This is a genomic window from Brevibacterium ammoniilyticum, from assembly GCF_038429965.1.
Lineage (GTDB): Bacteria > Actinomycetota > Actinomycetes > Actinomycetales > Brevibacteriaceae > Brevibacterium > Brevibacterium ammoniilyticum.
Genome location: NZ_BAABNP010000003.1, coordinates 380616 through 388683, shown reverse-complemented (window position 1 = coordinate 388683; position 8068 = coordinate 380616). Strand labels below are relative to the sequence as shown.

General features: G+C 60.9%; 5 protein-coding genes. 1 reads left to right on the top strand and 4 read right to left on the bottom strand.

The annotated features are described in order from the left end of the window. Positions 1-193 precede the first annotated feature (193 nt). The gene (locus AAHA49_RS05670; protein ID WP_342037535.1) at positions 194-442 is read left to right on the top strand and encodes a helix-turn-helix domain-containing protein; all 249 of its coding nucleotides are present in this window, start codon (positions 194-196) and stop codon (positions 440-442) included. Between the two features lie 113 nt (positions 443-555). Here AAHA49_RS05670 and AAHA49_RS05665 read toward each other — a convergent pair whose 3' ends face one another. From AAHA49_RS05665 to AAHA49_RS05650, 4 genes are read right to left on the bottom strand one after another with little or no spacing between them, the layout of a single operon-like run. Next, positions 556-3147, bottom strand: coding sequence for an AAA family ATPase (locus AAHA49_RS05665; RefSeq protein ID WP_342037534.1), 2592 nt, complete (start codon positions 3145-3147; stop codon positions 556-558). After that, entirely contained in the window at positions 3144-4307 is a 1164-nt protein-coding gene (locus AAHA49_RS05660; RefSeq protein ID WP_342037533.1) for an AAA family ATPase, read from the bottom strand. The genes AAHA49_RS05665 and AAHA49_RS05660 overlap by 4 nt, the downstream gene beginning before the upstream one ends. Further along, complete coding sequence (locus AAHA49_RS05655) at positions 4297-5064, bottom strand: DUF6414 family protein (RefSeq protein ID WP_342037532.1); 768 nt, start codon at positions 5062-5064, stop codon at positions 4297-4299. Before AAHA49_RS05655 ends, AAHA49_RS05660 begins: the two co-directional genes overlap by 11 nt. Further along, positions 5061-8066 carry a restriction endonuclease gene (locus tag AAHA49_RS05650; RefSeq protein WP_342037531.1) on the bottom strand — a complete coding sequence of 1002 codons (3006 nt, stop codon included), beginning with the start codon at positions 8064-8066 and terminating at the stop codon, positions 5061-5063. Before AAHA49_RS05650 ends, AAHA49_RS05655 begins: the two co-directional genes overlap by 4 nt. Positions 8067-8068: the final 2 nt, after the last annotated feature.

Below are 8068 nucleotides of genomic sequence, written 5' to 3'. Positions count from 1 at the left end.
GTGAACGTCCTGCGATTCGTAGACATGATTCCCTGTCGTGCCTTCCTGGTAACGACTGTCTACGAGAAGTGTCACACCCCACGTAGCCCCGCAACGCCGCACCCCTCGACCTCCACGTTCCGCACGGACAGGCAAGCAGCTACCTGCGGAGACCGAACAGGCCGTCGTCGCGGCGTATCAGGCGGGGCAGAGCATGAAGGGGATCGCTGCGGCGCACGGCATCCACCGTGTTACGGTCAGTCAGGTGCTCGAGCGGACTGGCACGGCGAAGCGGCCGCACAGCATGAACCCGAGCCAAGTCGACACCGCCGCTCGCCTCTACGAGGAGGGACTCTCGCTCGCCAGCATCGGCACCCGGCTCGGCTTCAACGCCACCACGATCCGTGCGGTACTTCTGCGCAGAGGCGTCGCGACACGCGATTCGCATGGGCGCGCGCAATAACGGCGCCGACGCGGTGTCAACCTATGCGCGGCTCGAAACAGACAAACGAGCCGTCACCACCTCGACCAGGCTTATCGGGGGTAACGCTGGCCGGGAGACCGGGTAGCCCGACTCTACTTTCCATCGTTGGTCTTCTTGAGTTCCTGAAGTTCAGTCCAATGCTGCTTCAACCCGGCAAGGGTAGGGCTCACCCCGAGGCTCACAAGCGGCTGCGAGTGCGCGTCGATGTACCGGCAGGCTTCCTCGAATACGCTGGTGACCTTCGGGATTATTTCTCCCAGCTTTGTCGTGTTGATGTTCGGCAGTCGCGTCATACCGACGTTCGGCTGATACCGCTGCGTTACTCCTTGGAGCAGTTCGGTCTCAGTGAAGACCTCGCACCAGGAGCGAAGCCAGCCATAGCCAACGCGAACTAGCGCGTCGCGCGCCTCGCCCTCTTGCTGTTGCGCCGCCTGGATCGTGCCGTTGATCTTTCCTTTGATCCCATTGAGAGTGTCCCAGCGCGGGCCAGTCGCTCGTGTGACCTTGCCCTTACCGTCCTCGTCGGTGATCTGAAAATATGCACACCGCTTCGACTTCTCGAACAGGCCGAGGAGCGTGGTGGCAAACATGATGTCGTGCGTGAAAACGATGACCTGATTATCATCGGCGAGCTGCGCGATACGTTGCGCGACCTCGTTGATTCGACGGTGATCAAGACTCGAAACGGGGTCGTCAAAGATCACCGGTGCTGTGATGCCGGCCAGCCGCGCCTCAGCCAAGAAGTCTGCAAGCGCCAGCACCTTCTGCTCTCCTTCGGAGAGCACCTTTGATGGCTTGTGCCGACCGCTCATGACCTTACGGCGCTGTGCCTTCCCCTCGCGCCCGACAAACTGAAGCTTCAGGACAGGCGCGCGCAATGCGTCGCACTCCTCGAGGAAGAGCGCATCGAAGCTCTGGTTGATCAGCTGGTCACTGGCGGTCTTGGCAAGCGCTGTGACCGCCCTGCCGAGTTGTGGCAACGGTCGCTTCAGAGTCTTCAGCCGATCGGCTTCCTTCGCGTTCTTGACCTGCGTTTCGATCAGAGTCCACGACTTGCCGAGTTCAACGGCGTCCTTGTACTCGAGGTACTCGGCTTGCTTGTCTGCGAGCGCTTGCGTCCGGTTTTGCTGTTGCTCCTCCAGGGTCGCAAGGCTAGAGCCAACAGTCAGCACCGCCCCGTCGACGTCGGTCTTAGGCTTGCTCAACAACTCCGAAAGGGTGAGGCTGGCGGGCACTGCCGAGACCGCCGCTGTAGCAAGGGCGCTGCGCGCTCCTTCAATCGTTTCCACCCAAGCGAAGTAGGACGGCTGATCATCGTTGTCCCTGTTCTCGTTTAGGAATGCAACGATTTCGTTGCTCTGCACTGCGGTAGCCTGGCGCTTCAGCTCCGCCAGAACGGCCTCGGTAGATCGTAGGTCGGCTGAGATCTTGTCTTCGAGATAGGAGGAGTACCTCGAAAGCAGATCGCGAGCAGGATCGAGAAGCGGCTGGCGACAGTAGAGGCAACGGTCCGAGTCGTGAGCTTCAAGTTCGACAAGGTGTTGCCGATATGTCTCGCCAGACTCGATGAAGCGGCTCCAGGTGTCATCAGGCTCGGCGGGGAGATCAGCGGCCGCGAAGAGTTCAGACCGGAACGTGTCGTAGTCCGACCTGAGTTGGGCTCGTCTGGCGAGGGCCTTGTTGTAGGCAGTTGCGTCGAAATTGACGAGCACCTCGGCGGCAGCGGCCGCCTGGGATAGGACGCGCTGTTCGGCCTTGAGTGCGGTGATCTGCGTGCCGATAGTGTTCGCGCGCAATGCGCCGACTGCTTGCGCGAGGCCGTCGAGCTTCGCGTCGACGTCATCGTCGGTGATCGCCTTCGCTTTGAGATCCGCGAGGTCAGTGGAGGCGCCAAGGGTCTCGATCAGCGGGTAGATCGTTGAGCCGCGTTGGAACCGAGCGAGGAGGCTGGAACTGCCGGTGTCGAGCGCACCAACGGAGAAATCGATCTGCGCCGCGACCGCCTGGATTGCCGCCGTTACATGGTTGAAAAGCGCCAGCGATGCTGGTGTGTAAACGTAGTCAAGATCATCATCAACATGAGTAGTGACTGCTGGGCTGTCGAAGATCGACATCCGCGTGAAAGGCGATACACCGCGGTCTCCCGCCCACGTCAGTACTTGCGGGTCATCGCCGAGCTTGAAGTCCAATTTGGCGGTCTGATCTTCGGACGCTTCTGCCTCGATGTTCCCGAGGATGAGGTCCGCCGTGCGGCTGTTCGCCAGCGCCTTGAATATGCGGGAGTAGCCAGTCTTGCCGGTTCCGTTCTCACCGTAGAGGATCGTGAGTCCCTCGTGCGGTTCGATCTCCGCTCCAGAGACGAGGGCGTTGACACCATGTACTTCCGACAGGCGCGTCAAGGTCAGCGGTGGCGCCGATTCATCCTGTCTAGCGACGATGTCAATCTTCTCTACAGCGGGCAGCTCGCGCTTGTCGAGGGCTTTCTCCTGGCGGAAGAGTTGATACGCCTTGTCAATGGTGGAAGCGCTGACCGGACGGCCGGTTGTGATGACTTCAGAGACCAGTAGACGCGACCACTCGTCGTTCGCGTTCGCCCAGTCCACGAGTCGCGCTCGGGGGTCGAGGAACTCCGTTGTCTCCGGCTCCACTGCTTCTTCCGACCTGATGGTCAGATCATCACTCATGCCAAATCCTTCGTACCGATTTCGTCACTCTCCCGAGGAGCGTCCCTGAGTACCTCACGCACGAGTAAGAGCGAGATCACTTCATCCACCAGCTTTCCGAGCTTGCGGACGTTTCCCGTGCCGCTGGCCCGAGCGTGGAGCAGGGACTTGATCTCGTCGCTGTTGAGCGCCGCTTGCTCATTCGCCGAGAGGGCTCCAAAGTGACTATCTACCAGTCGGTCGATCACCTGTTTGATCTCAGTGGATGACAGAGGCGCGAAGGGGATCAAAGCGTCGAAGCGCGAGTACAGGGCGTCGCCCAGTGCCTTGCGAATCTCGTCTTCGGAGCCGTAGTTCGAAGTGCAGATGATCAGTGCAGGGCCGAGTTGCACTCGGTAGTTCTTGTCCTCGAAGACGCCTTCGTCGAAGACCTCGTAGAAGGCGCTATGGAAGACAGAGTTGGCCTTATCGAACTCGTCGATCAAGATCACGCCCGACGAGCGGTCAAGCAGATCCCGCGCGAACGAGCTTTCGGCGTGCGTACCGCCGAAGACGTAGGACGCGAACTTGTCGCTATGGAACATCGAGAACTGCTTACGCAGTAGCTTGCCGCCGAGAAGCCCGTTGACTAACTGGGCAGTCTCCGTCTTGCCGACGCCGGATGGACCATAGAACATCAGGACGACGGGCTTGCTGCGCCGATCGGTCGTCAGTGGGTAGAGGGCAGCCAGCATCCGATCCCGGACTGCTCTTTGTCCAACGAGATGATCTGCGAAGCCTTTGCGGAACTTGATCAGAGTATCGCGCGTGACAACCGGATACGAAAAGGACTTAACCTTCGTCTTGAACACTCGGTCAAGCTGCGTGTGGATGGCCTCGGGCGGATTGTGCAGGAGCAGCTGTTTCGGACGGATCTCGCGCACGAGGCCAGCGAAGTTCGTGATGGCGTGCTCATGAACACTCGCGTAGTCGCTGGACATCGCAATCAGACGGTCTGGCCTCGGGGCAGCTGGTTCCTCCTCGGCGGTCTCTTGTCCGTCGACCGTGTGCCGGATGCGGCGCCTGGCTTCGTCACGCTCGTTGACAGCATCAAGCAGGTACTGACGCGCGCCCTTGCCGAGTTGCTTCTCGAACCATGGAAGAGGGCCGTAGTAGACGGTGACCGTCGTGTCACTCCCCATACTCGACTCCCGCAAGAATGATGTCGTACACGTCGAGCAGCGTGCTCGGTTCCGGCGAGACCCCGTCGAGCACGTCTAGTCCGGTCACCGGCATTGGCTCGCGGCCAGGAGCCATCTCGGCCTCCATCGTCAGGCTGTTCTCTGCGGCCCTACCGACGCGGATACCGTGAAACACAAGTTGCATGCGGCCGAGATCGACCAGACCATAGTTGTTTCGGAACGCCTCGAAGTTGAAGCGCAGGATGCACTTCGCTCCGTCCACGCTCTGCGCGAGTAGTTCGTAGTAGCCCTTCGCTGACGTCAGCGCAGTATCGAGTTCGGCAAGGTTGACGGGTAGCTCGTCGATCTTGAGCATTGCCAAGTACGGTGTGTACATCTTCATGTACGCTGCCGAGTCGCTGCGAGCAGTGACCGTCAGGCCGTCGAGGCGCTCGATTCCCTTCAGCTCATCGAGCTTGCTGAGGTAGTCGGTCAGGATGGTATTCGAGAGCGTTTTGTTCAGGATGTTGCGCCCGACCGCCGACGCGCTCGCTGCGGCGCTAGCCTCAGCTGATCCGCCGAAGAAGGGCAGCCAGTTGAACTTCGCGGCGGCCTTCGCACGCGCTTCGGCCTCCACCTCAGCCGCCCGTTCCTTGGTCAGTTCCTTCGAGGAGGTCTCTCGTCCGCCCGCCGCGATATCCATCAGGTCGGAAGCAGACTCTTCGTCGAAGTAGACGATCTTGATTAGCCAAGGCTGAGTAGCGTCTCCCGAGGTCATAGCTTCCAACTCCCCGGAACCGACACCGCGTAGTCCGGCACGCCAATTGCCTCGAAGTGCTGCTTCGCGGACTTGATCTTGGCGTTCTCCGTCGGGCGGCGCTTGATCTCGTCCTCCGTGCTCTTCGTCTCTCGGATCATGTACACCCGCTCTTCGCCGTCCTCGTGCTTCACGATCGCCCAGTCCGGGTTGTACGGGCCGACCGGGGTGTCGATCTTGAACTTGTCGGGCAGCTTCATGAAGAACTTGATGTCCTCGCGGCCGTCGAGCAGTTCCGCGAACTGGCGCTCGGGGTCGGAGTCGTAGACGACGTAGTCGAAGTTCGACTTGTCCGCGTTCTCGAGCTTGTACATCTGGTCGAGGAAGCGTTCCTTCTCCTCCTCGCCGTCCTTGCGCAGCTCACGCAGCTCGTACACGGAGCCTGCGATCTTCTCGTACTGCACACCGTCGACGACGAGCTTCGCGAGCTCGGTCTGCATGAGGCGCTTGGCCATGGCGATGAAGTTATTCGGGTTCGCGATGAACTCGCCCAGCCGGCCACTGCCGACGAGGACGTCGACGATGGTCTTGCGGGTGAGGGACGTGGCCTCCTGCAGCTCTCCGATGATGTCGGGCAGGTCGTAGCTGCCTCGGAGTTCCTGTTGACGTGACCCGAGTTCCTGACCCTTCGCGCCACCGCGGAGGACCTTCACGCCCGCGCGAGTGACCTGGATACGCAGCGGGTCGATGTCCGGTGCTTCCTTGATCGCCTTGACCGAGTTCTCGATGATCTTGTCGCGCTCCACCTCGACGCGGTACGTGGTGCGACGGCTGATCGTCTCCCAGAACTTCTCGAACTCCGGGTTCGCGAACAGCTCCTTGTTGAGCTTGCGCGAGTGACGCCCACTCTTCGGCTTCACGTACTTACCGATGTTCGCGCGGCCGACCAGCTCGATGACGAACGGCTCGGCCCACACGAAGTCGACGGGCATGTTGAGGCTGAAGTCGAGCGTGTTCGGCTGAAACTTCGACTGCACGACGCCGTCCTTGTCGATGAACTTCTGCGCGAGCAGGTGCTCCCAGATCGACACGGATCCCTCGTAGCCGAGGTTCTCATCGGTGAGCGACCCGTCCGGGTTCTGCAGCGGGATCTTCGAGAACTCCGCCTTGCGGACACGCCCGATCTCGACGCCCGCGTCCTTGTATTCCTTCTGGAGCGCATCGGCGAACTGCTTGTACGACTCGTTCGCGACCACCGTCAACGTTGCGATGCCGCGGTCGGCCACACGCTCGTAGCCACCCTCGCGCTTCGCGACCGGAAGGCGCAGGCCACGCCCGAGCGTCTGGCGTCGCTCTGTCTCGGCACCCATCTCGCGCAGGGTGCAGATCTGGAAGACATTCGGATTGTCCCAGCCCTCGCGCAGGGCGGAGTGGCTGAACACAAACCGCGTCGGCTCGTTCTCGTCGAGCAGGCGTTCCTTCTGCTGCATGATCAGCTCGTACGCGTCGTCGTCGGCCTTGGTGGTGCCGGACGTGTCCTGGAACTTGTCCGCCGCGCCCTTCTTGCCTTTGAGGACAGAGAAGTAGCCGCGACGCAGCTCGGCCGGCTCCTGCGGGAGCAGCTCCTGCCACTGCGGAGACTTGGCACGCTCTTCACGGAACAGCTCGTCGAACCACTGCACGAACTGACCGTTCGCATCGAGATTGTTCGAGCCGTCACCGAGGAAGCTTTCCACCTTGTCGATGAAGAACAGGCTGAGCACCTTGATGCCCTTAGCGCGCAGTTGCGACTCCTTTCGCAGGTGCTCCTTGATCGTCTCGCGGATCATCTCCTTGTAGATCGCGCCCGAGGATCCGCCGATGCTTTCGCCCTGGTACAGATAGCCATGCAGTGTCAGGTCGACGTACGCGGGTTCGATGCTCATCTCGTTGACGCGCCAGCCGTCGTAGTTCGCGTTGTTCGTCAGGCGAGGATCGGACAGCTCCTGGTTCTGCTTGACGTTCACCACGCGCCGCTCGAGCGAACCGTCCGCCTTCCGGCATGACAGCTCCAGCCGAGCGACCCAGCCCTTGTCGTTCTTGACCTCGACCAGCTTGATGTACGGCGTCGCGTCCGCACCTTGCTGCTGCACGTCCGCCACCACGATCTGCTTCACCAGGCCGAGGTCGTGTGCGTCGACCGGATCGAGTCGGTAGACGACGTTCCGGAGCTTCTTGTGCGTCGCGCTATAGCGCAGCGTAAACACGGGGTCCAGTTCGCTCACGGCCGACTGAGAGAGCAGGGACTCCATATTCTGCGGCTCGTCCATGATGACGACCGGATGCGTCGCCTTCAGGTAGTCAACCGGCCGCAGGCCGCCCAACTGATTACGGGCCTGATGAATGATGCGCGTATTCGCGTTGCCACGGATCGAATCGATGGTCATGACCATGATCTGCACGTTGGTCGACGTCGCGAACGCGCGTACCTCATCCGCCGCTTTACCGCTGTAGACCGACGAATCGAACGTGATGTCGCGCTTCTTATACAGCTCTTCGAAGTGCGAACGCATCAGCCGGATGCTCGTGTTCACACCCTCACGGATCGCCACGCTCGGCACCAGGATGACGAACTTCGTGAAGTTGTACTGTGCGGCCAACTCGAAGATGGTGCGGAGGTACACGTACGTCTTACCTGTACCCGTCTCCATCTCGATATCGAAGTCCAGGCCGGAATCATCGAAAAGCTTCGAGGCGACCTCGAGGCCGTTCTTGTCCTGTACGCGCTGCAGGTTCGCGAGCACCGTGTCGCGGTCGAGCACTAGGCGGTTACCGACGGCGCCGACCTCCTGCGAGAGGTCGAGGTCGAGCGTCGTGTTATCGCTTGAGTTGACAGCAGCTACCTGGCCGCGCAGCGTCGTCTCCAGCTTCTCGGCATCCTTCGGCTGTCCGTCGAACAGGTCGACGACAGAGTTGACCGCGTCGAGCTGGTAGGGCTGACTCGCGTCGAACTTGAATCCGCTACTCGCTGTGTTGTCTCCCATGA

Excerpts from the sequence above, each read along its gene's own strand:
- AAHA49_RS05670 (WP_342037535.1), top strand. The coding sequence starts at position 194 with ATGAAGGGGATCGCTGCGGCGCACGGCATCCACCGTGTTACGGTCAGT.
- AAHA49_RS05665 (WP_342037534.1), bottom strand. The coding sequence starts at position 3,147 with ATGAGTGATGATCTGACCATCAGGTCGGAAGAAGCAGTGGAGCCGGAG.
- AAHA49_RS05660 (WP_342037533.1), bottom strand. The coding sequence starts at position 4,307 with ATGGGGAGTGACACGACGGTCACCGTCTACTACGGCCCTCTTCCATGG.
- AAHA49_RS05655 (WP_342037532.1), bottom strand. The coding sequence starts at position 5,064 with ATGACCTCGGGAGACGCTACTCAGCCTTGGCTAATCAAGATCGTCTAC.
- AAHA49_RS05650 (WP_342037531.1), bottom strand. The coding sequence starts at position 8,066 with ATGGGAGACAACACAGCGAGTAGCGGATTCAAGTTCGACGCGAGTCAG.